This window comes from Enterobacter sp. PI-10, from assembly GCF_027947695.1.
Taxonomy (GTDB): Bacteria; Pseudomonadota; Gammaproteobacteria; order Enterobacterales; family Enterobacteriaceae; genus Enterobacter; species Enterobacter vonholyi.
This window is the reverse complement of the sequence record NZ_JAJNOG010000003.1, coordinates 44347-70026: the sequence shown is the minus strand read 5'-3', so window position 1 is coordinate 70026 and position 25680 is coordinate 44347. Positions and strand designations below refer to the sequence as shown.

The window sequence follows — 25680 nt, the reverse complement described above, 5'->3', positions numbered from 1 at the left end:
AACTTCTGGTCAGTTAACCTTGAACAGAGAGTATAAGACTGTCAGCCCGGAGATGACAGTACAGCCCTGCCCGTACGGCTAAACTGTTGTTACGTCGTTACATACTGCCCGAAAGTCGGATGAAACGCACCGTAATTATTGATCAGTCATCACGAATCTGACTGATTATTCATAAGACTATGCCTCACGGCGCAGATAATGCGCCGTGAGTGCATAATAATCAAACAGCTTTAACCGCGATCGTCTCGCCCTGCATGCGTTTACGCAGGGTACGTTTGGTACGGTCAATAACATCACCCGCCAGCTGTCCGCATGCGGCATCAATGTCATCACCACGGGTTTTACGCACGATGGTGGTGAAACCATACTCCATCAGCACCTTGGAGAAACGGTCGATACGGCTGTTCGAGCTACGGCCATACGGCGCGCCCGGGAACGGGTTCCATGGGATCAGGTTGATTTTGCATGGCGTATCTTTCAGCAGTTCAGCCAGCTGATGCGCATGTTCAGTACCGTCGTTGACGTGGTCAAGCATCACGTACTCGATAGTGACGCGGCCCTGGTTGGCGTTGGATTTCTCCAGGTAGCGACGCACCGCAGCGAGGAAGGTTTCGATATTGTACTTTTTGTTGATCGGCACAATTTCGTCACGAATTTCATCGTTTGGCGCGTGCAGGGAGATCGCCAGCGCGACGTCAATCATGTCGCCAAGCTTGTCCAGCGCAGGCACAACGCCAGAAGTAGACAGCGTGACGCGACGCTTGGACAGACCAAAACCGAAGTCATCCAGCATGATTTCCATCGCCGGAACGACGTTGGTCAGGTTCAGCAGCGGCTCACCCATCCCCATCATCACCACGTTGGTGATAGGGCGCGTGCCGGTTACTTTTGCCGCGCCCACGATTTTCGCGGCACGCCAGACCTGGCCGATAATTTCTGAAACGCGCAGGTTACGGTTAAAGCCTTGCTGCGCGGTTGAGCAGAATTTGCACTCCAGCGCGCAGCCAACCTGGGAGGAGACGCACAGCGTAGCGCGGTCTTCTTCCGGGATGTAGACGGTTTCAACGCGCTGATCGCCAACCGCAATCGCCCATTTGATGGTGCCATCCGCGGAGCGCTGCTCTTCCACCACTTCTGGTGCGCGGATTTCAGCCACTTCTTTGAGCTTGTTGCGCAGGACCTTGTTGATGTCAGTCATGTCATCAAAATTGTCGCTGCAGTAATGGTACATCCACTTCATGACCTGATCGGCACGAAATGGCTTTTCGCCCATCTCTTTAAAGAACTCGCGCATCTGCTGACGGTTCAGATCCAGCAGGTTGATTTTTCCATTTTTATTGGGAACCGCAGGAATGGCGACTTCGGAGGTATTCACTAATTCAGACATAATATTTACCGGCCTCGTTGTTACACGTTATGGCCCATGGAGGGTTGAATAGAAACGCCCCGGAAAGCGGTCTGCTCGTCCGGGGCGTTGCATTGTACAAAGTCTGGCGCAGGGATGCCACGTCTGGACGCGGCATTTACGAAAATAATGTGTAAACGAAACCGTTAAATTAACGGGTACGTGGACACACTTCGCCTTCAGCGAAGAAGAAAGCGATTTCGCGTGCAGCAGATTCAACAGAGTCAGAACCGTGGGTGCCGTTCTCGGTGAAGCTGTCAGCGTAATCAGCGCGCAGAGTTCCTGCCAGCGCGTTGTCCGGGTTGGTTGCGCCCAGCAGGTCGCGGTGACGCTGTACGGCGTTTTCGCCTTCCAGCACGGAGACCACGATTGGACCGGAGGTCATGAACTCAACCAGGCCGTCAAAGAATGGGCGACCTTCGTGCTCAGCGTAGAAGCCGCGAGCCTGCTCAACGGTCAGGTGCAGCATTTTGGTGCCAACAATTTTGAACCCTGCAGATTCAAAGCGAGCGAAGATGCTGCCAATAACGTTTTTTGCCACCGCGTTTGGTTTGATGATGGAAAAAGTACGTTCAATAGCCATGATAACCTCTGTCAATGTTCTGTTGTTTTGCATACCTGAGTATGGTGTGGCGCGGATTATAATGAGCAATGGCGCCATTGCCTATGGATTCAGGTAACATTTTTTTAAAATAAGACGAGTTTTAGCAACAGCTCACATCAGAAAGCTTTTTTCAGGTCACTGCAGCGTAAAATTCACCGTCGCGACCTGCCCGGTCTCATCCATAACGAGTAACTGATAATCGCCCGGTTTATCAAGCTGTAATGTGTAAACTCTTCCCTTCACATTCAGCGGTTCACCGTTCAAAAACCACCAGCGCTCACCGCTATTGCCGGTCGCCTGAAGCGGCAGCGAAACGCGGGGTTCCCCCGGCAGACGTTTGATGACGGCCCCTTCGCGCACGCCTGTCAGGATGAGTGGCGCAGGTGCGTCCTGCGACAGCGGAGGGCAGGTTGTTGATGAAGGAGGGACCCGTACCGCACGACGCTCGGTTGCGGGTAGCCACGGCTCCAGCGGCAGCGGCCAGACATCCAGGACCTTCTCTGTAGCATCCGGGCAATCTGCCGCCACGCGTTTACCTGATTTATCCAGCCAGACCGGGAAACGGATCCCGCGTATGCCTTCCTGTTCGGGCAAGAGCAGCGTGGGCGGTTCACTCCCATCCAGCAGCCAGGTCGACAGGCGACGTCGACAGTTTTCACTGCCTTCCGGCAGCGACTGGCCGCCCGGCCAGCAGATTACGCCCCTCCCGACGCTCTCCGGACGCGGATCGCGCGGCAGGCGGGCTTCGTCTACCGTTGAGCGCGACTGAAGCAGGTTATTGACCTGGTTTAATAGCGGCACCGCACTGGCAAACCCAAACTGTCCCGCCACGGGCGTGCCGTCCGGTCGCCCGGTCCAGATGCCTATCACGTAACGGGCATTCAGACCGATGGCCCAGGCATCACGGTAGCCGTAGCTGGTGCCGGTTTTCCACGCCAGCGGCGCAACCTGCGGTAGCGCATTATCCGGCAGCGGCTGCGCTTCATTGGCAAGAATACGGCGAATAATCCACGCCGAGCCCGGTGATAACAGCGGACGTTCAGTCAGCGGATCGCCCGGCTGCAGGCGCAGCCTTCCCGCCTTACCGTGTCGGGCAAAGGCGCTGTAGGCAGCGGCGATATCTGCCAGCCGCGCGCCTGCCCCGCCGAGGATCAGAGACAGATTCGGCTGCGCCCCCGCGGGCAGGATCAGCGGCAAGCCTGCATTGCTCAGCATCCCGGCAAATCGTTTTGGTCCGTAGGCTTCCAGCACCTGTACGGCCGGCAGGTTGAGGGAGCGCACCAGCGCTTCACTCATGCTGACCGGTCCGTGGAAACCGCTGTCAAAATTTCCCGGGCGATAATCACCGGTTTTTCTGGGAACGTCCTGAAGCAGCGAGGCGGGATGGATCAGGCCATCATCCAGCGCCATGCCGTAGATAAAGGGTTTTAACACCGATCCCGGTGATCGGATCGCATTGACCATATCTACGTGGCTAAAACGCGTGTCATCGTTGATATCCACCGATCCTACCCAGCCGCGCACTTTCATATCGGTATGATCGACCACGATCATCGCCAGCGAGCTGCGTGCCGGCAGGCGGGATTTCCAGTTCATTGCCAGCTCTTCCAGCTGCCGCTGCAGTCCGGCATCCAGCGTGGTGACAATTTTCGTGTCGCGACTTTTGCCGAGCATCATCCGTGCAAAGAGCGGCGCCAGCTGCGGCATCTGCCGGGGCGCCAGCCATACTGATTCTTCACGGGATTCTTTGACCTGCTTTGCGGACCAGACGCCCTGCGTCGCCATGCGGTCGAGCACTTTGTTGCGCGCCGCTTCGGCCCGTTCAGGCCAGCGGTCCGGGCGTAAACGACTCGGTGCCTGCGGCAGCACCGCCAGCAGCGCCGCGTCGGAATAGCTGAGCTGCGACGGCGGCTTGCCCAGATACGTCCAGCTTGCAGCCCCCACACCCTGCAGCGTACCGCCAAACGGGGCGCGGTTGAGATAGAGCGTGAGGATCTCACGCTTGGAAAGATGCCACTCCAGCTGCATCGCCCGCCAGAGCTGGCGAATTTTGCCGCCAACGGTGCGCGGATGCGGGTCCAGCAGTCGCGCGACCTGCATGGTGAGCGTGCTGCCGCCAGAAACCACTCTTCCGGAAGTGAGATCCTGCCAGGCAGCGCGCAGAACAGAGAGCGGGTTTACGCCGGGGTGATCCCAGAACCAGCGATCTTCATACTGGATCAGCGCCTCAAGATAACGGGGAGATACCTCTTCGATCGTCACCGGATAGCGCCAGATCCCATCGCTATCGGCAAAACGCCAGAGCGGCGTGCCCTTCTCATCCACCACCACCCGGGCAGGGTTAACCTCTTTCAGAGGCAACGGCCACAGGCGGTCGGCGGCGACAATTAGCCCCCATAAAACGAGAAGCGCTCCCGCCAGCCAGAGCCAGCGGGAGCGTGTCAAACGTGCCATTCGCATATTACGGAACAACAATCAGCGGGCCACTGGCCGCCCCCGTTGCCCGCCACTGCGGCACATACATGGACTCGACCATCGGAACCGGCACCTGGTAGGTTCCCGGCGTCACGGCGCGCGCCAGATAGACCAGCGTGACCGGCTGACCTTCATTTACCGGCACGGCGGCCACAAAGCGGTCGTCGCGGAATTCCATATGCTGAATGTCCGCCTGCTGCATCTGGCTGAGCAGGTTCTGTACTTCGCTACCGCTGTCCTGCAGGCTGGCGCTGCTGCTTGCCAGGTTCTGGTTTTCCAGCTCCAGACCCGCAGGGAGGAGATCCACCACCAGCGCATCCGGCACGTTCTGGCTGGCTTTAACTTCCAGCCACACCAGCACCAGCTCACCGCTCTTCAGGGAAGAGAGTGATTTAGTGCTGCCGTCGGTTGCCAGGATATGACGTTCAACCTGCAGCACGTTCGCGCTCGGCTGAGGGGCGTATTCCGGATAGCCGGTGCTGTCCAGACGCACCCACAGCGGAGTCGTGCCGGTATTGGTCACCTGCAGCGCGCCAAGCTGGTCGCCGCTCACGTTTTGTACCAGTGACTTATCGCCGCCTGATGCGGTCTCAGACAGAGAGGTTTTCGCCTGCCATGTACCGGACAAGGTTTGCAGCGAACGTCCGGCCAGGAACAGCGCGTTGCTCTCCTGCGTTGACAGCCAGCGCTGGCTGAAGGCCTGTTCAGACAGAGCATTCAGCAGCGTATTCTGCGCATCCGGCAGCAGCTTGTACTCCTCCAGCAGGGAGAGCATCAGCGCGTTATCGCGAAGCTGGCTGCCGTAATCGGCCATCCAGGTTTTGCTGTCGTTACGCGGTGTTTTGAGCGCCAGATCCAGCGCCTGCTGGCTGCGCGGCGCATCGCCCATCAGCTTGAGCGCCATGCCCAGCTGCATCAGCGGTAGCCCGGACGCCGCCTGAGCGTGACGTTCCCAGATTTCACGCAGAGCTCCCAGCGGTGCTTTTTGCTGACGTGCCAGCACCAGAGCGGCATAGGCCTGCACGGCAAATTTACTGGCCTGAGTATCGTCGCTGTAGCGAATGGACATCATGCCCGGATCCTGCAGGTAGCGCAGCAGGCGGCTATTGGCGTTATTCACCGCATCGGCAGGTACGCTGTAACCCTGCTCGCCCGCGCGCACCAGGAAGTCGGTCACGTAGGCCGTCAGCCAGTACTCTTCCGGACCGTTTTTATCCCACAGCGCGAACCCGCCGTCTTCACGCTGCATCTGCAGCAGACGGGAAATACCGATATCAATGGCGGCACGGCGTTTATCGTCCGTATCACCTTTGATGCCAAGCGCCGTAAGCTGCGCCGCGTTAGTATAGAGCGACGGGAACAGGCCGCTTGCGGTCTGCTCCAGGCAGCCATACGGATAGGCCTGCAGCTCACGAATGTAGCGCGCCAGGTTGAGCGGTGGTTTTCCGCTCAGCAGCAGTTGCCCCTGCAGGGTGGCAGGAGAGAAACCGTTACTGTGCTGCGCCGGTGCGGTCCAGGATTCGCCAGGGTTCAGCATGGCACCGGTATTGACCGTCTGCGCCGGGAACGCCGGACGCACGCCGATTTTCCAGCTCTTCTGCTGTGGCGCAAAGGTCTCGCCCGGAAGCTGCAGGCCGGTAACCTGTGCTGTCACCTCACCGTCACCATAGCCTTCCAGCGCACGCACCGGAATAAAGAGGGTGGTTCGTGCCCCCGGAGGCAGTTGCACCGGCTGCGGCTGCCCGCCTTCCAGCGATAATTTGCCTGTTGCGGTCAGGGCAACGTTCAGCGTTTGCGGCTGGTCGGTCAGGTTGGTTAGATCCAGCGTCAGGCGTGAGGTGTCCCCACTTGCCAGGAAGCGTGGGGTATTAAGCTCGGTAATAACCGGCGCGGCCACAATAATCTTGCTTTCACTGCTACCGAAATCGTCCTCCGTCCAGGCCTGCGCCATCAGACGCAGCTCACCGTTAAAGTCTCCAATCGGCAGCGTAATCGTGCCTTCCCCGTTGGCATCCAGCGTGACCGGCTGTGCCTGCTGGGCAATGATGGTGACGTGGTTCACCGGCGGTTTGCCGCCGCGCTTCAGTTCATCCCCATCGCCACCGAAGCGCAGCGCGGCCAGGCGGCCCTGCCCTTCAATGACCTGGCCATAAATGTCGTAGATATCCGCGCCGTAGCTCTTCTGACCAAAGAAAGCCTGCCAGGGATCAGGCGTCACGTAATCGGTAATGTTCAGCACGCCGCTGTCCACCGCCGATACCAGGACGTTCACCTTCTGCGGCACGGCCCCCTCTTTCACGCTGGCTTTCACCTTCACCGAGAGCGTCTGGTTTGGACGCATTTTCTGTGGGTTATCGAGCGCAATATTCAGGCGACGGTTTTCGTCGCCCATCGGCAGATGCAGCAGGCCGACCGCGCGTTTCGGCGTAGCGGATTTTGATTTATCCCCAGGACGCACCACCAGCGTACTCAGATAAAGATCGTGACGTTTCCACGCCTTGTCGACCGGGATAGCGAGATCAAGCCCGTTTGCCGGTACGTCGATCTCCTTCCACCACAGCGGCCCTTCGCTGGATTCGATCATCGCATAGCCCTTGCCTGCGGCCGGCGCTGCAATGTGCAGGTTGATGGTGTCGCCTGGCTGATAGGCTGGCTTATCCAGCTTCAGCGTCACGCGATCAGGGCGCGCTGCCCCGGTGCCGTCGCTGTTATCCTGCCAGCTGTACCCCGCCCAGAAGCGCACGCTGCTGACCATCTCATCAGGCGCTTTCACCTCCAGACGATAAGAGCCCCACTCCACCGGGAAGGTGACTTTACCCGTCTCATCGGCCTTGAGAGTTAGCTCCTGCTCGCCCTCGACCAGGTCTTTCTGATCGAACTGAGACTGCCAGCCTTCGCTCTCAGACCAGTTCCAGAAGTAGTCCCGACGCTCGCGAATCAGACGAACCTGTAACCCGGAAACCGCTTTTTTCGCTCCGCTGGCATCGGCATACACGATGTCGAAGCTGGCGTTGCCGTTCTCGTCAACAATCGGTTGGTTGACGGTGGTATCGGTGCGGTAGTCATAAACGGCTTTACTGGCGAACTGAGGACGAATCCCCGGCAACTCAGCCGCCGGCCAGATAGCCTGCTCAGCACGACGCGTTACCGGACGGCCGCCGGACTCCAGCAGGCTGGCCTGCAATATCAGCTGCAGCGGAGAATGCACCTCTTTCCACTGGCTTTCGGTAGAAACCTGCCCACGCCCCTGCTCATCGAGCGTAAGCTGCACTTCATCCAGGCTGCGGCTCAGGTTCTCTTCGGCGATATCGCCAAACTGGAAGCCCGGCAGCGCAGACACCGCGTCACGCAGCGGACGCAGGAAAAGCTGGCCCTGCAGAGAATTACCGTTGGCCGGTGCGCCATACAGGTAATAGCCCACCACGTTAAAGTCGACGTTATCCTGCGGTGATAGCGGCGTTTTTTGTCCGCTCAGGTTGAGCGCCATGCGCTCTGGCATGAAGTCTTCGACATGGAAGTCCCACAGACGCTGCAGGTTATCGCCCGTGTTGGCGCGGATATGCCACATGCCGGTCTGCGCTCCGCTGTCCAGCGTATAGTTAAAGCGATAGAGCCCGTTCTCTGGCTTGACGACAATGGTACGCGCGACCTGTCCATCCGGACGCAGCACGTCAAGCTTCACGGGCTGATCCGGAAGTGGCTTACCGTCACTGTCGCGCAGCAGGCCGTTGAGGATCACCGTTTCACCCGGGCGGTAGAGATCGCGCGGGCCAAACATAAAGAACTGCTTGCTGTAGCCGGGGCTACCGGCAATATCGAACTCCGCCAGATCGAGCGACGGCAGCTTGAGGTCAAGCAGCGTGGTCTGGCCGTCTTTGCTGGCCAGGATCAGCGCGGCCTCTTTGTCGGTTTCAAGCTTCGCATGGCCGTCGGCATCGCTGTTTGCTTCGGCAAGGGTCTGCCCTTTGTCATTCAGCAGGGTAACGGTAACCCCGGACTGCGCCGCCCCGTTTTCCAGGCTCTGGGTGAAGATGTCCAGGCGGTTATGATAACGGTGAGCGGACAGTCCAATATCGCTTAAGGTAAAGAGCGTCGCGGCGTTGCTGTAGTTGTAGTGCCCGGCCTGGTTCATGACCGCGATATAAACGCCAGACTGCTGGAGCGGTTTAATATCCTTCAGAGGCAATAGCAATTTTTCGCGCGTGTTGCGCGCCGGATTAAGATCGAATCGACCGGTGTAAACCAGTTCCGCCATCTTCAGCAGGTTGTCGGATTCCCAGTTGGTCAGCGAGTTACGGTACTCCCACTGACTAACAAGGGAGGCCAACGATTCAGGCTTCACGCGGTAAAAGTTGACATCGACATTGTTGACGTTGAGCGCCATAACCGGCAGCCCTTCCACCACTTTACCCGGCAGCAGCGAGCCGCGGCTGGCAAAACCGACGGTGGGTTCAACGTCCCGGGTGGTCAGGGCTTTCTCATAATCAGTACCAAACGTCGCTTTGTTCAGCGCCTGCAGGCCAGGTTCAACGGTGACGACCAGGTTGCGGTTAGGCTCCAGATGGCGCAGGCGAAGCTCTTTCAGGTTAGGCGCAAGTTCCCACGCCCCGTCAACCTTGCCGCTTTTCTTATCCACGACATGCACTGTTTTCGCGAAATCCTGTTCAGGATTCAGCGGAACAGAAAAGGTCAGCACCAGCGTGGCAGCACCGTCTAGCTGGACTTCAGAGGCATCCAGCAAGGTCAGCGCTTTTCCCTGACTCTGGGCGGCCAGTTTAGCCAGCGTTTCAGCATTGGGCTTTTCCGCGGCTTTTGGTGTGGATGCGGTGGATGCCGCGGGAGCCGCAGCCTGAGATTTATCGTCGCTGTTATCACAGCCGACAAGCGTAAACGTGGTAAGCAGCGCAAGAGAGAGCGCGGCTAAGCGAAACGGTTTCATCCTTTGTCCCTGGCCCAGGGGGCCTGTTGGTCGTCGTCCGGATAAGTATTATCCGCAAGTTTCATTAATTCAAAAAGTCCAATTTTAGAGTCTGGAAAGCGCCTCGCAGAATGGCATCACGCCGCTACGCCGTGATGGAACCGCGATCACAAGACATAACGTCACATGTTACTTTCCATGTCATTTGTTTTTAAAACAATAAGATAGCTGGATAAACGTGCCTGAAGACTGCTAGTTTTATGACCATGACGCACCCCGAGTGCGCGGTTCAATAAGAGAGAAAGCCATGAAACGAGCCGTGAACGCCCTACAAAATTTCGGAAAATCATTGTACGGACCGGTACTTATCTTACCGATCGTCGGTCTGTTTATCGCCTTTGGTAACGTGCTGGGTAACGGTAATCTCGCGGAGTACCTGCCGTTTCTTGGACATCCTCTGATTCAGCATATTGGTCAGCTTATCGCGAAATCTGCCGTGTCGGTGCTGGTTAACCTCGCGCTGGTGTTTGCCGTCGGTATTCCGATTGGTCTGGCGACGCGTGATAAAGGCTATGCCGCACTGATTGGCCTGGTCACCTTTATCGTGTTCATCAACGCCATGAACGTCACGCTGCAGCTGCAGGGCGCGCTGGCGCCAGTTGCCCAGATGAAAGCGGCCGGACAGACAATGGTGCTGGGCGTGCAGGTGCTAGAGATGGGGGTCTTTGCCGGGATCCTGACCGGAGCGCTCTCCGGATATCTGTACAATAAATACTCCGGCGTACAGTTTAACGGCGCGATGGCGATTTACTCCGGCCACTGTTTTGTCGCCATTGTAATGCTTCCGGTCTCCATGCTGCTCGGCGTGGTGATGAGTGAACTGTGGCCCTTTGCCCAGCACGGCATCAGCGCCCTGGCGCTTGCCATCAAAGGCTCCGGGCCGTTTGGCGTGGCCATCTACGGCTTCCTGGAACGCATTCTGGTTCCCACTGGCCTGCACCATCTGGTTTATACGCCGTTTCTCTATACCGAGCTGGGCGGTACGCAGGAGGTGTGCGGCGCAACATATCAGGGCGCGCGCAATATCTACTTCGCCGAGATGGCTTGCCCGAACGTGAAGCAGCTCAGCAGCACGGTGGTGTGGGACGCGCGCGGCATCAGCAAAATGTTCGGCCTGCCTGCCGCCGCGCTGGCGATGTATATGACCGCAAAGCCGGAGCGTAAAGTCATTGCGAAAGCCATTCTTATCCCCGCGGCGCTGACCTCGCTGCTGGTCGGCGTGACCGAGCCGATTGAGTTTTCATTCCTCTTCGTCGCCCCGCTGCTGTTCGTGGTGCACGCGGTGCTGACCGGCATCGGCATGATGCTGTTCTCGCTGCTGGGCGTTCACGCCATCGGCGCCAACGGGATTATCGACTTCATCCTTTACAACCTGCCGCTCGGCACGGAGAAGTCCAACTGGCCGATGTACATCGTGGTGGGGATGATCGTGTTTGCCCTCTACTTCGTGGTGTTCCGCTTCCTGATCCTGCACTTCAACATGAAAACGCCGGGCCGTGAGGATGACGACAAGGAAACGCGCCTTTACAGCAAGCAGGAATACCAGGCGAAGGGGAATAACGACGGGCTCGGCGAATCCATCGTGGTAGGTCTCGGAGGCCGGGAAAATATTCAGGTCGTGGATAACTGCTACACCCGCTTACGCGTCACGGTGAAGGACATCGCCATTATCGACGAGCCGCGGCTGAAGGCGACCGGCGCGAAAGGGATTATCAAACAAGGTAACAACGTTCAGGTGGTCTACGGGCTGCACGTCAAAAAAATGCGAGAAGCCGTTGAGACGTTTCTCTGAAAGGAGCTAAAGATGTTTACACCCCCATTCATTCTGTCGATTGCCGGCGGCGGCAGCACCTACACGCCGGGTATTGTGAAAAGCCTGATGGTGCGCCTGCAGGATTTCCCTCTGGCCGAAATCCGCCTTTATGACATCGACGAGGCGCGTCAAAACACCATTGCGCCCGTCGTCGAGAAGGTGATTCGCGACCACAGTCAGAACATCAAATTTACCGTCACCAGCGATCCGGAAGTGGCCTTCAGCGGCGCGCATTTCGTCTTCGCCCAGATGCGCGTCGGCCAGTATAAAATGCGCGAGCAGGATGAGAAGATCCCGCTGCGTCACGGCGTGGTGGGCCAGGAAACGTGCGGACCCGGCGGACTTGCCTACGGCCTGCGCACGATCCTGCCGATGGTGGAGCTTATCGATCTGGTCGATCGCTACGCGCACGAGAAAGCCTGGATCGTGAACTATTCCAACCCGGCGGCGATCGTCGCGGAAGGCGTGCGCCGCCTGCGCCCGAACGCGAGGGTGCTGAATATCTGCGATATGCCGGTGGCCGCGATGCGCAATATGGGGGCAATTCTGGGTGTCGATCGCCACAAGCTGGAGGTCGACTACTTCGGCCTGAACCACTTCGGCTGGTTTACCCGCGTGCTGGTGGACGGCGAAGACAAGCTGCCCGAGCTGCGTAAGCATATCGCAAAGTTTGGCCTGCTGACGGAAGACGCGGCTAAAACCGATCCGCAGCATTCCGATCCTTCATGGGTGAAGACCTGGCGCAATATCAAGCCGATCATGGACAACTTCCCGGAGTATCTGCCGAACCCGTATCTGCAGTACTACCTGATGCCGAACCAGATTGTGGAGCATCAGAACCCGGACTATACCCGCGCCAATGAAGTGATGGACGGGCGTGAGAAAAAGCTGTTCGCCGCTGCCGAAGAATATAAGCGAACCGGGATCCTGCCTGATGCCTTCCACGTGGGCGTCCACGGCGAGTTTATTGTTGATGTCGCCTGCTCGCTGGCCTTTAACCTGCGCAGCCGACATCTGGTGATGGTGGAAAACCGCGGGGCGATCGCCAACCTGCCGTACGATGCCGTGGTGGAAGTGCCCGCTTATATCACCTCCGAAGGCCCGGAACCGATTCGCGTCGGTCAGGTGCCGCTGTTCCATCAGACCCTGCTGCAACAGCAGCTCGCCTCGGAACAGCTTCTGGTGGAGGCGACCATCGAGGGCAGCTATGAGAAAGCCCTGCAGGCGTTCACCCTCAACCGCACCGTGCCGACCATGGAACATGCGAAAGTGATTCTTGATGAGATGATCGTGGCCAACCGCGACTACTGGCCTGCGCTGCAAAAAGCCTGGCAGGACGGCGAACCGGTGAAAAAATAGGGGCTTGCTCGCGAGTTGAACGTGGTTTGCTTGTCGGTGTCAGAAAAAACACCGACAATCCTTTTTTACGGAAAAGAATGGAGGCAACCCATGTCCACCTCATATTTTGTCGCTGCCGACTGGCTGATTGAGCACGGCGACGATCCGGAAGTTCAGATTATCGACGCTCGTATGGCCCCTCCGGGGCAAGAGCATCGTGACGTGCCCGGTGAATACCGTGCCGGGCATCTGCCTGGCGCGGTATTTTTTGATATCGAAGCCCTTTCCGATCACACCTCTCCCCTGCCGCACATGCTGCCGCGCCCGGAAGCGTTTTCCGTGGCGATGCGCGAGCTGGGCATCAGCAAAGATAAGCACCTCGTTGTCTATGATGAAGGTAACCTCTTCTCCGCGCCGCGCGCGTGGTGGATGCTGAAAAACTTCGGCGTAGAAAAAGTCTCGATTCTGGCGGGCGGGCTGGCGGGCTGGAAACGTGACGAGCTGCCCCTTCAGCAGGGTGACGTAACGCTGCCGGAAGGCGAATTCGACGCGACCTTTGACGCCCATGTGGTGAAACGCCTGACCGACGTACTGGTCGTGAGCCATGAAAAAACGGCGCAAATCGTCGATGCCCGCCCTGCTCCGCGCTTCAATGCCGAAGCGGATGAACCGCGTCCGGGGCTGAAGCGCGGACATATTCCGGGCGCGCTGAACGTGCCGTGGGGCGATCTGGTGTTTGAGGGCGAGCTGAAAACCACCGACGAGCTGCGCGCTATTTTTGACCAGTCAGGGGTTGATTTACATCGTCCGATTATTGCCAGCTGCGGTTCCGGCGTGACGGCCTGCGTAGTGATTCTGGCGCTCGCCACGCTCGGCGTAAGCGACGTCACGCTCTACGACGGCGCCTGGAGCGAATGGGGTGCGCGAGACGATCTGCCTGTCGAACCGGAAAAATAATGGATAACCGCCTGGCCACGCTGTTAACGCGCGGGACGTCTCTGACCCGCGCGGAGTATCGCGTCCTCGCCCACCTCACGGAGCATCCGCTGCTGGTGGGCAACACCACGGTTCGCGAGCTGGCGCAGGCGACGTTCGTTTCTACCGCCACCATTATGCGGCTGTGTCAGAAGCTGGGGTTCAGCGGCTTTAGCGAGTTTATCTGGCACTGCAAGCAGCTGCTCTCCGACACGCCGCATATTGCCGCTCAGGCGCAGTCGCGTCCTGAACTCCCGGTGCTGTTTAATCAGTTTATAGCCAACTATCAGCATACCTTTCAGTGGGTTACCCAGGAGAAACGCCAGCAGTTTGCTAACCTGCTGCGCCAGAAAGAGAGTTTCTTTCTCTACGGCGCCGGGTTTTCTTATCTGTTTGCGGAGTACCTGACCAAGAAGCTGCAGGTACTGGGCAAAACGGCGTTTATCTCCGGGCCGGGTGACAGCCGGAATATTTTCCTCAGCAACGCCGCCCGCTATCAGGTGTTTATTGCCGTCTCGCGCAGCGGCGAAACGGAACAGGTGCTGGATAAAGCGAGGATAGCCAAAAACGTCGGTATGACGATCGTCGCGTTTACCCGCGCCTCAGCCAATACGCTGGCGGGAATGGCGGACGTGCATTTTGCTCTCTATGACGAAGCGGTACACTTCGCCGCCGAAGCGGCAGGGGTGACGTCGTTTGAGTCGAATCTGGTGCTGCTGATGGATTTACTGCTGCTGGAAGCAACGGGGTGATATTCACCCCGCCGTAATCAGATGATGCGGTTAGTTTTAAGATCGCGCAGGAAACCGCCCCAGCGACGCTCGTAGAACGGGGTGATGTGCTCGGTAATAAAGTGGCTGATACCCTTCTCACCGTTTTTCACCTGGCAGATATCAATCGGCTCATCGCCCGGTAGCGTGTCGGTCGCCACGCTGCCCGCCGCCTGAATGATTTCGTCGATACCGCCATCGGCTTCAATACCGATCAACAGCACCGGCTGTTCGTCCGCACGCTCTTTAATGGAGCAGAGAAACGCGCGCCGGACGGGCTTGAGCGTTTTGAACAGCGTCGTCAGGGAATCAATCATCTGCGCGGGCGGCTCGGCCACCTCAGAGAGCAGCAGCGTTTCGCCCCCTTCCAGCACTTCCTGCGTGCTGAGCGGGTTGCCCTCTTCGCCAATCAGGTGGCTGATTTCACGCGGCGTAAACTCTTTCCCGGTCGGCAGCTTCGCGTTGAGGAATAGCGTCTGGCCGAGCGTCATTTCAAACAGGGTACGCACCGGCATCACCACGAACGCCTGTTCGTCTTCTACCGCTTTCTGAAGCGCTTCCAGCGAGGTGAAGAACGGGATCACCGACGTGCCGTCGTCTTTCTCCCAGTGCAGCAGATCCAGCGCGCTGTCTTCTACGACCTGCTCACCTTCCGCGGCGGTACCCGGCACCCAGACGGTGGATTCCAGCAGGGTGCGGAAAAATGCCGGACGGTGGGCGGGCTCGGTCGCCGCCTGCTCCAGCAGGGTTTCTAATTCGTTTTTGGTTTCGGACATAGCAATTCCAGATGATGCATTTCCCCCTCCCCCCGGCCCTCTCCCCGTGGGAGAGGGTTAGGGTGAGGGCAATGAAGATTACTCAGCCGTCAGCAGGTTCGCCACGGTACGCACGCCCAGACCGGTCGCGCCCGCGGACCACTGCTCCACCGCCGCTTTACGGTAGGTTGCGGAGCAGTCAATGTGCAGCCAGCCTTCGTGATAATTCTCAACGAAGTGGGACAGGAAACCTGCCGCCGTACTTGCACCCGCCGGGTACGCCGCGCTCGCGGTGTTGTTCAGCTCGGCAAAGTTGGACGGCAGCTGGCTGCGGTGGAACTCGGCCAGCGGCAGACGCCAGAACGGTTCGTTTTCCGCAGCGGCGCTTGCCAGCAGGCGAGCAGCCAGCTTGTCGTCGAAGCTGAACAGCGCATGGTAATCGTTGCCCAGGGCGGTTTTCGCCGCGCCGGTCAGGGTCGCCATGTCGATGATCAGCTCAGGCTTCTGGGCAGACGCGTCGATCAGGCCATCGGCCAGCACCAGACGGCCTTCGGCGTCGGTGTTCATCACCTCAACGTTTTTACCGTTGCGGTAGCGAATAATGTCGCCCAGCTTGAAGGCGTTACCGCTCACCATGTTGTCCGCGCAGCACAGATACAGCTTCACGCGCTTTTTCAGACCGCGGGTAATCGCAAACGCCAGCGCACCGGTGATGGTTGCCGCGCCGCCCATGTCGGACTTCATGGAGTCCATGAACGCGCTCTGCTTCAGGCTGTAGCCGCCGGTGTCGAAGGTGATGCCTTTACCTACCAGGCAGGCAAAGACCGGCGCTGCTTTATCGCCGGTTGGGTTGTAGTCCAGCGCCAGCAGGACCGGAGGACGCTCGGAGCCGCGGCCCACGGTGTGGATACCCATGTAGTTCTGCTCGCGCAGGTCTTCACCCTTGGTGATGCGGTAGGACATTTTGTCGCCCGCCACGCCGCACAGCAGGTCAACCGCGCGCTGCGCCAGCTGCTCAGGGCCTAACTCTTCCGCCGGAGCGTTAATGGTGTCGCGTACCCAGTCGATGATTTGCAGGCGGCTTTCCAGCTCTTTCTGACCGGCTTCGTCGAGGTTCGCCCACTCAATTTTGCGGCTGCCTTTCGGCCCTTTGTAACCCGCCCAGAATGCCCAGCTGCGGTCGGTGTCCCAGCCTTCGCCTTCCAGAGAAACATGCTTAATGCCCAGACCGTCGATTTTGCGGGCAGCACGCTGGATCAGGCCCAAATCATCGTTGCCCGTCAGGTGCAGGGTAATACCGTCGTTGTTGATGCTGTAGGTGGCTTTTTCGCCCCAGCGCGCGTCGGCGGGCTGCGTAGAGAGCGTAATCTTCATCGCTTCGGTCATTTTATTTTTCCTTATTAGCAACTAGCAAACGGGCCGCCTGAAGGCAGCCCGTTTTGTTATTTATTCTGCTTCATCTAACCAGACTAACAGAATCGCCTCCAGAATTTTTTCATTCGATGCGTTTGGATCGTCGTCGAAATCCTCTAAATCGCAGATCCACTGATGCATATCGGTGAATCGTACGGTCTTCGGATCGAGATCCGGGTTCGCGTCGTAGAGCGCTTCGCCGATTTCACGGCTGTCTGTCCACTTCAGTCCCATATTAATGCTCGCGTGCGTGGTTGATGGTGTAGCGTGGGAATTCCACGACCAGATCTTCATCGGTCACCGCGGCCTGGCAGCTCAAGCGACTGTCTGGCTCCAGACCCCATGCTTTATCCAGCATGTCGTCTTCATCTTCGGTGCTCTCGGCGAGAGAGTCGAAACCTTCACGCACGATGCAGTGGCAGGTGGTGCAGGCACAGGATTTTTCACAGGCGTGTTCCACTTCGATACCTGCACGCAGGGCTACATCGAGAATGGTTTCACCGGTCTTCGCTTCCAGAACAGCGCCATCCGGACAGAGGTCCGCATGAGGCAAAATAACAATCTTTGGCATATTAAACCTCGTCCACGGACTGGCCTTTCAGCGCGACGCGGACAGATTTGTCCATGCGGCGAGCAGCGAAGTCCTGGGTTTGTTTATCAACGTTTTTAATGGCTTCTTCTATTGCGTCAGCGTCATTGCCTTCGGCCACGGCGCTTAAGCGCGCGGCAGCGTCGTCAATCACCTGGCGCTCAGCGGCACTGAGCAGCGCGGCGTCGGCAGCGAGCGCGCCGTTCAGGCTCTCCAGCACGCGTGCGGCTTCCACTTTTTGTTCAGCCAGCATACGCGCCTTCACATCCTGCTCGGCGTAGCTCATTGAGTCCTGAATCATGGAGGCGATTTCGCCATCGGTCAGGCCGTAGGACGGCTTCACCTGAATGGACGATTCCACGCCGGTGGATTTTTCCATCGCCGTGACGCTCAGCAGGCCGTCCGCATCCACCTGGAAGGTAACGCGAATATGCGCCCCGCCCGCAGGCAGCGCTGGAATTCCGCGCAGCGCAAAGCGCGCCAGAGAGCGGCAGTCCTGCACCAGCTCGCGCTCACCCTGCATCACGTGGATGGACATCGCGGTCTGGCCGTCTTTAAAGGTGGTGAACTCCTGCGCGCGCGCCACCGGAATGGTGGTGTTACGCGGGATCACTTTCTCCACCAGGCCGCCCATGGTTTCTAAGCCCAGCGACAGCGGGATGACGTCCAGCAGCAGCATTTCGCTGTCCGGCTTGTTACCAACCAGAATATCGGCCTGGATCGCGGCGCCCACGGCAACCACTTTGTCCGGGTCGATGGAGGTCAGCGGCGTGCGGCCAAAGAATTCGCCCACGCGCTCGCGCACCAGCGGCACGCGGGTCGAACCGCCCACCATGACCACTTCCAGCACCTCGTTCGCCTCAACGCCGGCATCTTTCAATGCGCGACGGCAGGCCAGCAGGGTGCGTTTAACTAAAGGCGCAATCAGTTCGTTGAACTGGTCGCGGGTGATGTCACCCTGCCAGCCCACAACATTGACGGTAACCGTCTGCGCATCGCTCAGGGCGATTTTGGCGTCGATGGCCGCATCCAGCAGTTCACGCTGTACGCGCGCATCGCTGCGATCGCTGATGCCCGCCTGCTCGCGGATGTAGTCCGCCAGCAGGTGGTCGAAGTCATCACCGCCCAGCGCGGAATCCCCGCCGGTCGCCAGCACTTCAAACACCCCGCGGCTCAGGCGCAGGATGGAGATATCAAAGGTCCCGCCGCCAAGATCGTAAACCGCGATCACCCCTTCCTGACCGGAATCGAGGCCGTAGGCAATCGCCGCCGCCGTCGGTTCGTTCAACAGACGCAGCACGTGCAGGCCCGCCAGACGCGCGGCGTCTTTGGTGCCCTGGCGCTGTGCGTCGTCAAAATAGGCCGGAACGGTAATGACTACGCCGTCCAGATCGCCACCGAGCGTTGCCGTAGCGCGCTCAGCCAGCGCTTTGAGGATGTCGGAGGAAACGCGAATCGGGTTCAGCAGACCGGCCGCGGTCGCAATCATCGGCAGGCCGTTTTCACTGGCCTGCAGCTGATACGGCAGATGCGGGTAGCGGGTCTGAATATCGGCCAGCGAGCGGCCCATCATGCGCTTGACGGAGCTGATGGTATTCGCCGGATCGCGGGCGGCGTTAGCGCGGGCGTCATAGCCTACCGCGTGACCCTGCTGCTGGTAGTGGACCACGGAAGGCAGCAGATGGCGGCCCTGCTCGTCAGCCAGCGTTTCCGCCTGGCCGCTGCGCACGGTCGCCACGAGGGAATTGGTGGTGCCCAGATCGATACCCACCGCCAGACGACGCTGGTGCGGTGCGGCACTTAAGCCAGGCTCACTAATTTGTAATAAGGCCATAATTGCTTCCGAAATTAAAAATCGAGCAGCTTTTCTTCGAGTTGTTCAGCACTGCTTCGCAGTTTATCGAGAAAACGGAGTTTGCGCACAGTGTCTGCCGCCACGTCCCAGGTCTCGTTGTTCAGTTGCTCCACCATCTGCTGATGGCGGGTATCGAACATGCCCTTCACGCGCGTGATAAAGCTTTCCAGACGCGCTTCGTCTTTGGCCTGTTCAATCTCATCGAGCTCTTCGCGAAGCTCCAGCTGCTCCATCAGAAACGCCGTGTCGCGCACGGTGTGCTGTTCGCTCGCCAGATCAAAACCGTGGAGCGAGAGCAGATATTCAGCGCGCGCCAGCGGGTGGCGCAGCGTCTGCCAGGCCTGGTTGATGGTGGCAGAGTGGGAAACCGCAGCCAGCTGCTCTGCCTGAGTACCGCTCGCGAATTTGTCCGGATGGTACTGACGCTGCAGATCCTGAAAACGGATCGTCAACGCCTGGAGATCGATCGGGTATTGAGCGGGTAGTCCGAAGAGAGTGAAGTAATCCATAACAATCTCAGGGGTAGCCTGTTAGAACAAACCCCACGCGCAGCGGGTACGCCACGGTGGGGTTTCGGATGACGCGCGGTTAAACGTGGAAGCTTTCGCCGCAACCACACTCGTCTTTGACGTTCGGGTTCGTGAATTTAAACCCTTCGTTCAGGCCTTCTTTAACGAAGTCCAGCTGAGTGCCGTTGAGGAATTGCAGGCTTTTGCCATCGACCACCACCTTCACGCCCTTGTCTTCAAACACGGTGTCGTCAGACGCCGGTTCGTCAACAAACTCCAGTACGTAAGCCATACCAGAACAGCCGGAGGTACGTACGCCCAGTCGCAGGCCAAAGCCTTTACCACGGTTCGCCAGAAAAGAGCTTACTCGCGCGGCAGCGCTGTCGCTAAGGGTAATCGACATACTCAAACCTCAATTATTTTGCTTCACGTTTGCTTTTGTAATCCGCAATGGCGGCTTTGATCGCGTCTTCTGCCAGAATTGAGCAGTGAATTTTCACCGGTGGCAGTTCGAGTTCTTCAGCAATATCCGTGTTCTTGATTGCCTGTGCTTCGTCCAGAGACTTGCCCTTCACCCATTCGGTGACCAGGGAGCTGGACGCGATAGCAGAACCGCAGCCGTAGGTCTTGAAGCGCGCGTCTTCAATGATACCTTCATTGTTGACTTTAATCTGCAACTTCATCACGTCGCCACACGCTGGCGCACCGACCATGCCGCTTCCAACAGATTCGTCGCTGTTGTCAAAAGAGCCAACGTTGCGTGGGTTTTCGTAATGATCGATGACTTTTTCGCTGTATGCCATGATTGAATTCTCCTTATGTACCGATTAGTGATGTGACCATTCAATGCTGTTCAGATCCACGCCCTGCTTGAACATTTCCCACAGTGGAGAAAGGTCGCGCAGACGGCCAATGGAGTTGCGAACCAGCTTGATGGTGTAGTCAATCTCTTCTTCGGTAGTGAAACGACCTAAAGAGAAACGGATAGAACTGTGTGCCAGCTCGTCAGTCATACCCAGCGCACGCAGCACGTAGGATGGCTCAAGGCTTGCAGAGGTACAGGCAGAACCGGAAGAAACCGCCAGGTCTTTCAGCGCCATGATCAGCGATTCGCCTTCAACATAGTTGAAGCTGACGTTGAGGATGTTCGGAGCACCCTGCTCGAGATCGCCGTTCAGATACACTTCTTCCATATCTTTCACGCCGTCCCACAGACGGTTACGCAGCGTGCGCAGGCGTGCCATCTCGGTTTCCATCTCTTCTTTTGCAATGCGGTAGGCTTCGCCCATGCCCACGATCTGGTGAACAGGCAGCGTACCGGAACGCATGCCGCGCTCGTGACCGCCGCCGTGCATCTGTGCTTCGATGCGGATACGCGGTTTACGACGAACGTACAGCGCGCCGATCCCTTTCGGGCCATAGATTTTGTGGCCGGAGAAGGACATCAGGTCCACTTTCAGCTGGCTCAGGTCGATAGGCAGTTTGCCCACGCTCTGGGTCGCGTCCACGTGATAGATGATACCGCGCGCGCGGCACATTTCGCCGATGGTCGCGATGTCCTGAACGACGCCGATTTCGTTGTTAACGTGCATGATGGAGACCAGAATGGTGTCATCACGCATGGCCGCTTCGAGCTCTTTCAGATCGATAATGCCGTTGCTCTGTGGCGCCAGATAGGTGACTTCGTACCCTTCACGCTCCAGCTGACGGCAGGTGTCCAGCACGGCTTTGTGTTCGGTTTTGCTGGTGATGATGTGCTTGCCTTTTTTCTGATAAAAGTTGGCTGCACCTTTGATCGCCAGGTTGTCGGATTCGGTCGCGCCGGAGGTGAAAACAATTTCACGCGGGTCGGCACCGACCAGGTCAGCAATCTGATTACGGGCGATATCAACCGCCTCTTCAGCATGCCAGCCAAAACGGTGTGAACGGGAAGCTGGGTTACCAAAGTTTCCGTCCAGGGTCAGACACTGCATCATTTTCTCGGCAACACGCGGGTCCACCGGCGTGGTTGCGGAGTAGTCGAGATAAATCGGTAATTTCATTGCTCTATAAACTCCGTACATCGCTTCAATGCAAGGAATCAGGCAACCGGCTGGATGTACGACCGAGTACACGGGGCGAGTCTTCGCCCCGGCCTGATTCTGAAATACTTATCGTTTTATTACGCGCGCAGTTTGACGTCGATAGCGTCCTGCGCGCGGGTGCTGCGTTGGGAATCATGGCCGTGCTGACGGCCCGATACGTCCAGAACTTCCTGGTTATTCACCAGCTCACCGAGGGTGATGTTGTTGAGGAAGCCGGTGAGACGGTCGCTCAGATCGCGCCACAGCGCGTGGGTCAGGCATTTGTCGCCGCCCTGACAGCCGCCTTTACCCTGGCAACGGGTCGCGTCAACGGATTCGTCAACTGCGCTGATCACTTCGCCAACTGCAATACTGCCCGCGTCTTTACCCAGCAGATAACCGCCGCCTGGGCCACGAACGCTGGAAACCAGTCCATTTTTACGCAGTCTGGAGAACAGCTGTTCCAGGTAAGAGAGGGAGATCCCTTGTCGTTCAGAAATATCAGCCAACGGAACCGGGCCCGCTTCGGAGTTGAGCGCAACGTCCAGCATCGCGGTCACGGCATAACGCCCTTTAGATGTCAGTCTCATGTCTTACTTAACCTCAAACTCGCCCCTGCCCGGGGTTTTTTATTGTAAAATGGGGGTATTGCATAGCAGGGCCAAGTCTGACATTCCTGACTAAAATGGTCAACTATTTACTTGACTGTTTTAGTCAGGTATTTAACCTTCTGTGCCTTCATAACCCAGGTGCGGGCTGATGCCCTCACCCCGGCCCTCTCCCACAGGGAGAGGGGAAAATCGACACTACTCTTTATTCTTCTGCTCAATCGACGCCAGAATCCCGCGCAGGATGTTCAGCTCCTGGCTTTCCGGACGCGCGCGGGTAAACAGACGGCGCAGCTTGTTCATCACCTGCCCCGGGTGGCCTTCGCGAATAAAGCCGGTTGAGAGCAGCGTCTGCTCCAGATGACCGTAGAAACGCTCAAGGTCATCCACCAGCGGGTAAGCCGTCTCTTCTTTTGGCTCGACCTCTTTCTCCTGCGTCGCCAGCCACGCCATTCGTACTTCGTAAGCGATAACCTGCACCGCCATCGCCAGGTTCAGCGAGCTGTACTCCGGGTTTGCCGCAATCGCGACGTGATAATGACACTTCTGCAGCTCGTCGTTAGTCAGGCCTACGCGCTCGCGGCCAAACACCAGCGCAACCGGTGCCTGTGCTGCTTCCGAGACACTTTTCAGGCCGCATTCACGCGGATCGAGCATTGGCCACGGCAGCGTGCGTGAACGCGCGCTGGTACCGACAACGAGGCTGCAGCCGGCCAGCGCTTCGTCAAGGGTATCGACGATCTGGGCATTGCCGATTACGTCGCTGGCACCGGCCGCCAGAGCAATCGCCTGAGAGTCAGGCTTCACCAGCGGGTTAACCAGCCACAGGTTCGTTAAGCCCATGGTTTTCATAGCGCGGGCAACGGAGCCCATGTTGCCGGTATGCGATGTTTCAACCAGCACAATTCGAATGTTTTGCAGCATAATTTTTAATGTCTGAATTCAGTGTCTGAAGAATATTCGGGCATATTATCATAAACGGGAGACATAATCCGATCCCGCTGCTATACTCTGCGCCGATTTTCCTGTTCTTTAACATCCAGTGAGAGAGACCGATGCATCCGATGCTGACCATCGCCGTGCGCGCAGCGCGCAAGGCGGGTAATGTAATTGCCAAACACTACGAAACGCCAGACTCCGTAGAAACCAGCCAGAAAGGCAGCAATGATTTCGTGACTAACGTCGATAAAGCCGCAGAAGCGATTATTATCGAAACGATCCGCAAATCTTACCCACAGCACACCATCATCACCGAAGAAAGCGGTGAACATGAAGGTACCGATCAGGATGTTCAATGGGTTATCGATCCACTGGATGGCACCACCAACTTCGTTAAACGCCTGCCACACTTCTCTGTGTCTATCGCAGTACGCATTAAAGGCCGTACTGAAGTCGCCGTTGTGTATGATCCAATGCGTAACGAACTGTTCACCGCGACCCGCGGTCAGGGCGCACAGCTGAACGGCTACCGTCTGCGCTGCAGCAACGCACGCGATCTGGACGGCACCATTCTGGCGACCGGTTTCCCGTTCAAGGCGAAACAGCACGCGACCACCTACATGAATATCCTGGGCAAACTGTTCACCGAATGCGCGGACTTCCGTCGCACCGGTTCTGCTGCGCTGGATCTGGCCTACGTGGCAACCGGCCGCGTTGACGGTTACTTCGAACTCTCACTGAAGCCATGGGATTTTGCAGCGGGCGAGCTGATCGCACGTGAAGCAGGCGCCATCGTGTGTGACTTCACCGGCGGCCATAACTATATGTCTACCGGCAACATCGTTGCGGGTAACCCACGCGTTGTTAAAGCCATGCTGGCAAACATGCGTGATGAACTGAGCGATGCGCTGAAGCGTTAATCCCGGTAATTCCCTCTCCCTGTGGGAGAGGGGATCCCAACTAAAACGGCCGTAATCCCCTTCCCACCGGCACCGCACTCATCCACATTGTTACCGCCGCCACCAGCAGAATGACCCCGCCCGCCAGCGCAAGCGTGGTCCACCCTACCTGTCGCCACAGCACCGGCGTTTTATTGCCGCTGAGTTTGACCGCCAGCTGACGGAAGCTGTGTACCAGCAGCGCTAACGACGAAATAGTGAGAGAGGTTCCTGCCGCCATCGCCAGCGCGGACAGCATGCCCCAGCCGAACACGCCAATCACCTTACTGAACAGCAGCACCATGATGGCACCCGAGCACGGGCGCATACCCATCGAGAGAACAATCATCAACCGCGCGCGCCAGTCGTCGCCGTTCTGCAACTGTTCCTGCGTGGGCAAATGCTGATGCCCGCAGCCGCAGTGTTCATCATGAACGTGGTGCGGCGTAAAGGATTTGAACGTTGGCTTTCGCAGCAGCGCGCGCAGCTTTTTCAGCGCCCGCCAGCAGAGGATCAGCCCCAGCACGCCCACCAGCGCGTAGCTGCCCTTCTCAAGCCAGAAGCTGCTCATGTGCAGCTGGCGCGCGGGAAGCTGTAACAGCGAAAGGACGACCACGACCAGCGCAATCGCCACGCCGCCCTGAAGCAGCGAAGAGGCCAGCGTCAGGCCGATACTTGATTTCAGCTTTGACGGATGGGTGGCGAGCCAGGTCGTAATGATGATTTTGCCGTGCCCCGGCCCCAGCGCGTGCAGCACGCCATAGATAAAGCTGAACGCCAGCAGGGAACCGCCCGCTTTTGCCGGATTCTCCGCCACCGCCTTCAGCAGACCACTCATCTGCTGGTTGACCTCACGCTGCCAGATAATGCTTTTCATCATGACCTGCGGCCAGGCCTGCCAAAGCCACATCGCGCCGCAAACGGCGAACAGCAAAAAGATCGCCAGCGGCCAGAGGTGAAGCCAGCGGCGCTGTTTTCGAACCGGAGAGGAGATCACTGACATTGTAACGTCACCTCCTGCGCGAACTGTTTACCCAATTCCATGTCCTCAGGCGGGGCATCTTCCTTGTCGAGAGAGACCGCAAAGTTCAGCGTCTCTTCGCTGGGCTTCGGGGTATGAACGCCGATTTTGCAGCTTTTTTGCAGCGCGTCCGGCAGCCGCACGTCGCTGTCTTTGCCATAGCGCATGTCGACATAGTAGGTAGGGTCAAAAGTGGAAAAGCGGTACGTTTGCCCCGCCAGCGGCTGAGGGTGCGCCAGCGGGAGCACGAACGTCAGCACCGCCCGGTGCCCGTCGCGCATCATCCCGTATTCCGTGGGTCGGTTCAGAAATTTGACCTTTTGCCCGTTATGCCAGAACTCGGTGAAGTAGTGCTGGCCGAGCACGTTGGCCATCACTTCTGCCGCCAGCTTTTTCCATATTTCGTCACCGGGCTTCGCGTTTCCCGCATCATAGAGCAGATCGGCCGAGGTGATTTCATCCATCGTCCAGCGCATTTTCAGGCCGCTGAGCTGCGTGCCGTCGGTGACCAGCTCGGTCTGGAGGTCAATAAAACTGTGAGGATGTGCGCTGGCGGTGAAGCTGATAACCGCCAAAAATAACGCCATCGCACTTTGTTTAACTATTTGCATCAATTCCTCACGTCAAAAATT

At 58.0% G+C, this 25680-nt stretch carries 22 protein-coding genes; 5 read left to right on the top strand and 17 right to left on the bottom strand.

The features are described 5' to 3' along the window. Positions 1-220: 220 nt before the first annotated feature. The 4 genes from LRM19_RS08785 to LRM19_RS08770 form a co-directional block, all read right to left on the bottom strand. Positions 221-1387, bottom strand: a complete 1167-nt coding sequence (locus tag LRM19_RS08785; protein WP_014171168.1) for a bifunctional tRNA (adenosine(37)-C2)-methyltransferase TrmG/ribosomal RNA large subunit methyltransferase RlmN — start codon at positions 1385-1387, stop codon at positions 221-223. A 169-nt stretch (positions 1388-1556) separates the two neighbouring features. After that, entirely contained in the window at positions 1557-1988 is a 432-nt protein-coding gene (ndk, locus tag LRM19_RS08780; protein ID WP_003860625.1) for a nucleoside-diphosphate kinase, read from the bottom strand. A 156-nt stretch (positions 1989-2144) separates the two neighbouring features. Continuing rightward, complete coding sequence (pbpC, locus tag LRM19_RS08775; RefSeq protein ID WP_271368306.1) at positions 2145-4469, bottom strand: peptidoglycan glycosyltransferase PbpC; 2325 nt, start codon at positions 4467-4469, stop codon at positions 2145-2147. Position 4470: 1 nt separating this feature from the next. Next, positions 4471-9423 carry an alpha-2-macroglobulin family protein gene (locus LRM19_RS08770; protein WP_271368304.1) on the bottom strand — a complete coding sequence of 1651 codons (4953 nt, stop codon included), beginning with the start codon at positions 9421-9423 and terminating at the stop codon, positions 4471-4473. A gap of 286 nt (positions 9424-9709) precedes the next feature. On the opposite strand from LRM19_RS08770, the gene LRM19_RS08765 reads away from it, so the two are divergent. The 4 genes from LRM19_RS08765 to LRM19_RS08750 all read left to right on the top strand — a co-directional run bounded on the left by LRM19_RS08765 (position 9710) and on the right by LRM19_RS08750 (position 14340). After that, positions 9710-11254 carry a PTS transporter subunit EIIC gene (locus tag LRM19_RS08765; RefSeq protein WP_271368302.1) on the top strand — a complete coding sequence of 515 codons (1545 nt, stop codon included), beginning with the start codon at positions 9710-9712 and terminating at the stop codon, positions 11252-11254. A 12-nt stretch (positions 11255-11266) separates the two neighbouring features. Next, on the top strand, positions 11267-12634 hold the full coding sequence (locus LRM19_RS08760) for a 6-phospho-alpha-glucosidase (RefSeq protein ID WP_271368300.1): 1368 nt from the start codon (positions 11267-11269) through the stop codon (positions 12632-12634). Between the two features lie 90 nt (positions 12635-12724). Beyond that, positions 12725-13570 carry a 3-mercaptopyruvate sulfurtransferase gene (sseA, locus tag LRM19_RS08755; RefSeq protein WP_271368299.1) on the top strand — a complete coding sequence of 282 codons (846 nt, stop codon included), beginning with the start codon at positions 12725-12727 and terminating at the stop codon, positions 13568-13570. Then, the gene (locus tag LRM19_RS08750; RefSeq protein WP_271368298.1) at positions 13570-14340 is read left to right on the top strand and encodes a MurR/RpiR family transcriptional regulator; all 771 of its coding nucleotides are present in this window, start codon (positions 13570-13572) and stop codon (positions 14338-14340) included. The genes sseA and LRM19_RS08750 overlap by 1 nt, the downstream gene beginning before the upstream one ends. Positions 14341-14357: 17 nt before the next feature. Here LRM19_RS08750 and sseB read toward each other — a convergent pair whose 3' ends face one another. From sseB to trmJ, 11 genes are all read right to left on the bottom strand, one after another. Continuing rightward, entirely contained in the window at positions 14358-15134 is a 777-nt protein-coding gene (gene sseB / locus LRM19_RS08745) for an enhanced serine sensitivity protein SseB (RefSeq protein ID WP_271368297.1), read from the bottom strand. A gap of 78 nt (positions 15135-15212) precedes the next feature. Next, a complete protein-coding gene (gene pepB / locus LRM19_RS08740; RefSeq protein ID WP_149366375.1) occupies positions 15213-16499 on the bottom strand; it encodes an aminopeptidase PepB in 1287 nt (428 codons plus the stop codon). A 60-nt stretch (positions 16500-16559) separates the two neighbouring features. After that, positions 16560-16760: a Fe-S cluster assembly protein IscX gene (gene iscX, locus LRM19_RS08735; RefSeq protein ID WP_003860650.1), complete on the bottom strand. Its 201-nt coding sequence runs from the start codon at positions 16758-16760 to the stop codon at positions 16560-16562. Position 16761: 1 nt separating this feature from the next. Then, on the bottom strand, positions 16762-17097 hold the full coding sequence (gene fdx / locus LRM19_RS08730) for an ISC system 2Fe-2S type ferredoxin (RefSeq protein WP_003860652.1): 336 nt from the start codon (positions 17095-17097) through the stop codon (positions 16762-16764). Between the two features lies 1 nt (position 17098). Continuing rightward, positions 17099-18949: a Fe-S protein assembly chaperone HscA gene (hscA, locus tag LRM19_RS08725; protein WP_271368293.1), complete on the bottom strand. Its 1851-nt coding sequence runs from the start codon at positions 18947-18949 to the stop codon at positions 17099-17101. Positions 18950-18963: 14 nt separating this feature from the next. Beyond that, positions 18964-19479, bottom strand: a complete 516-nt coding sequence (hscB, locus tag LRM19_RS08720) for a co-chaperone HscB (protein ID WP_024908642.1) — start codon at positions 19477-19479, stop codon at positions 18964-18966. 79 nt (positions 19480-19558) lie between these two features. Beyond that, on the bottom strand, positions 19559-19882 hold the full coding sequence (gene iscA, locus LRM19_RS08715; protein ID WP_003860659.1) for an iron-sulfur cluster assembly protein IscA: 324 nt from the start codon (positions 19880-19882) through the stop codon (positions 19559-19561). A 13-nt stretch (positions 19883-19895) separates the two neighbouring features. Further along, positions 19896-20282 (bottom strand): Fe-S cluster assembly scaffold IscU, encoded by a 387-nt coding sequence (gene iscU, locus LRM19_RS08710; protein ID WP_003860661.1) that lies wholly within the window; start codon positions 20280-20282, stop codon positions 19896-19898. A 24-nt stretch (positions 20283-20306) separates the two neighbouring features. Continuing rightward, positions 20307-21521 carry a cysteine desulfurase gene (gene iscS, locus LRM19_RS08705; protein ID WP_008502157.1) on the bottom strand — a complete coding sequence of 405 codons (1215 nt, stop codon included), beginning with the start codon at positions 21519-21521 and terminating at the stop codon, positions 20307-20309. Between the two features lie 119 nt (positions 21522-21640). After that, entirely contained in the window at positions 21641-22132 is a 492-nt protein-coding gene (iscR, locus tag LRM19_RS08700) for a Fe-S cluster assembly transcriptional regulator IscR (protein ID WP_045399615.1), read from the bottom strand. A 216-nt stretch (positions 22133-22348) separates the two neighbouring features. Continuing rightward, positions 22349-23074, bottom strand: a complete 726-nt coding sequence (gene trmJ, locus LRM19_RS08695; RefSeq protein WP_111965142.1) for a tRNA (cytosine(32)/uridine(32)-2'-O)-methyltransferase TrmJ — start codon at positions 23072-23074, stop codon at positions 22349-22351. A gap of 131 nt (positions 23075-23205) precedes the next feature. Here trmJ and suhB point away from each other — a divergent pair, with 131 nt between their 5' ends. Next, complete coding sequence (gene suhB / locus LRM19_RS08690) at positions 23206-24009, top strand: inositol-1-monophosphatase (protein ID WP_003860668.1); 804 nt, start codon at positions 23206-23208, stop codon at positions 24007-24009. A gap of 40 nt (positions 24010-24049) precedes the next feature. On the opposite strand, the gene LRM19_RS08685 is transcribed toward suhB, so the two are convergent. Both LRM19_RS08685 and LRM19_RS08680 read right to left on the bottom strand, forming a co-directional pair. Then, positions 24050-25030, bottom strand: coding sequence for a nickel/cobalt transporter (locus LRM19_RS08685; protein WP_271368284.1), 981 nt, complete (start codon positions 25028-25030; stop codon positions 24050-24052). Beyond that, positions 25021-25659 (bottom strand): DUF1007 family protein, encoded by a 639-nt coding sequence (locus tag LRM19_RS08680; RefSeq protein WP_271368283.1) that lies wholly within the window; start codon positions 25657-25659, stop codon positions 25021-25023. Before LRM19_RS08680 ends, LRM19_RS08685 begins: the two co-directional genes overlap by 10 nt. Positions 25660-25680 lie beyond the last annotated feature (21 nt).

Excerpts from the sequence above, each read along its gene's own strand:
- hscB (WP_024908642.1), bottom strand. The coding sequence starts at position 19,479 with ATGGATTACTTCACTCTCTTCGGACTACCCGCTCAATACCCGATCGAT.
- iscA (WP_003860659.1), bottom strand. The coding sequence starts at position 19,882 with ATGTCGATTACCCTTAGCGACAGCGCTGCCGCGCGAGTAAGCTCTTTT.
- ndk (WP_003860625.1), bottom strand. The coding sequence starts at position 1,988 with ATGGCTATTGAACGTACTTTTTCCATCATCAAACCAAACGCGGTGGCA.
- iscS (WP_008502157.1), bottom strand. The coding sequence starts at position 21,521 with ATGAAATTACCGATTTATCTCGACTACTCCGCAACCACGCCGGTGGAC.
- LRM19_RS08750 (WP_271368298.1), top strand. The coding sequence starts at position 13,570 with ATGGATAACCGCCTGGCCACGCTGTTAACGCGCGGGACGTCTCTGACC.
- LRM19_RS08680 (WP_271368283.1), bottom strand. The coding sequence starts at position 25,659 with ATGCAAATAGTTAAACAAAGTGCGATGGCGTTATTTTTGGCGGTTATC.
- LRM19_RS08765 (WP_271368302.1), top strand. The coding sequence starts at position 9,710 with ATGAAACGAGCCGTGAACGCCCTACAAAATTTCGGAAAATCATTGTAC.
- iscX (WP_003860650.1), bottom strand. The coding sequence starts at position 16,760 with ATGGGACTGAAGTGGACAGACAGCCGTGAAATCGGCGAAGCGCTCTAC.
- fdx (WP_003860652.1), bottom strand. The coding sequence starts at position 17,097 with ATGCCAAAGATTGTTATTTTGCCTCATGCGGACCTCTGTCCGGATGGC.
- hscA (WP_271368293.1), bottom strand. The coding sequence starts at position 18,949 with ATGGCCTTATTACAAATTAGTGAGCCTGGCTTAAGTGCCGCACCGCAC.
- LRM19_RS08685 (WP_271368284.1), bottom strand. The coding sequence starts at position 25,030 with ATGTCAGTGATCTCCTCTCCGGTTCGAAAACAGCGCCGCTGGCTTCAC.
- sseB (WP_271368297.1), bottom strand. The coding sequence starts at position 15,134 with ATGTCCGAAACCAAAAACGAATTAGAAACCCTGCTGGAGCAGGCGGCG.
- pbpC (WP_271368306.1), bottom strand. The coding sequence starts at position 4,469 with ATGCGAATGGCACGTTTGACACGCTCCCGCTGGCTCTGGCTGGCGGGA.
- LRM19_RS08760 (WP_271368300.1), top strand. The coding sequence starts at position 11,267 with ATGTTTACACCCCCATTCATTCTGTCGATTGCCGGCGGCGGCAGCACC.
- iscU (WP_003860661.1), bottom strand. The coding sequence starts at position 20,282 with ATGGCATACAGCGAAAAAGTCATCGATCATTACGAAAACCCACGCAAC.
- iscR (WP_045399615.1), bottom strand. The coding sequence starts at position 22,132 with ATGAGACTGACATCTAAAGGGCGTTATGCCGTGACCGCGATGCTGGAC.
- LRM19_RS08785 (WP_014171168.1), bottom strand. The coding sequence starts at position 1,387 with ATGTCTGAATTAGTGAATACCTCCGAAGTCGCCATTCCTGCGGTTCCC.
- LRM19_RS08770 (WP_271368304.1), bottom strand. The coding sequence starts at position 9,423 with ATGAAACCGTTTCGCTTAGCCGCGCTCTCTCTTGCGCTGCTTACCACG.
- trmJ (WP_111965142.1), bottom strand. The coding sequence starts at position 23,074 with ATGCTGCAAAACATTCGAATTGTGCTGGTTGAAACATCGCATACCGGC.
- sseA (WP_271368299.1), top strand. The coding sequence starts at position 12,725 with ATGTCCACCTCATATTTTGTCGCTGCCGACTGGCTGATTGAGCACGGC.
- pepB (WP_149366375.1), bottom strand. The coding sequence starts at position 16,499 with ATGACCGAAGCGATGAAGATTACGCTCTCTACGCAGCCCGCCGACGCG.
- suhB (WP_003860668.1), top strand. The coding sequence starts at position 23,206 with ATGCATCCGATGCTGACCATCGCCGTGCGCGCAGCGCGCAAGGCGGGT.